General features: G+C 67.9%; 1 protein-coding gene. It reads left to right on the forward strand.

Annotated elements, in window-relative coordinates:
* Positions 1–473 (forward strand): AMP-binding enzyme (locus AC1DYG_RS19545; protein WP_477641514.1); only part of this gene is annotated, 473 nt, incomplete at both ends.

Here is a 473-nt window from a genome sequence, read left to right on the forward strand (position 1 = left end):
GGTTCATCGAGTGGGACGACCGCGCCATGGGCGAGCTGGAGGTGCGCGGTCCGTGGGTGGCTGCGGCCTACCACAACGGCAAGGGCGCCGACAGTTTCACCGCTGACGGCTGGTTCCGTACCGGAGACATCGTCCGCATCGACCACCGCGGCTGCATCCGGATCTGCGATCGCTCCAAGGACCTGGTCAAGTCCGGAGGCGAGTGGATCTCCTCGGTCGACCTCGAGAACCACCTCATGGCACACCCGTCGGTGGCCGAGGCCGCGGTGATCGCCGTGCCCGACCCCCGTTGGGGCGAGCGTCCGCTGGCGGTACTCGTGCTCCGGGACGGCATGACCGCGGACCCGGAGCAGTTGCGTGAGCACCTGTCGACCGAGTTCTCGCGGTGGCAGCTGCCGGAGCGGTTCGAGATCGTCTCCACCATTCCGAGGACGGCCACCGGCAAGTTCAAGAAGCTCACGCTGCGCGAACAG

The organism is Pedococcus sp. P1_H8 (assembly GCF_056405175.1).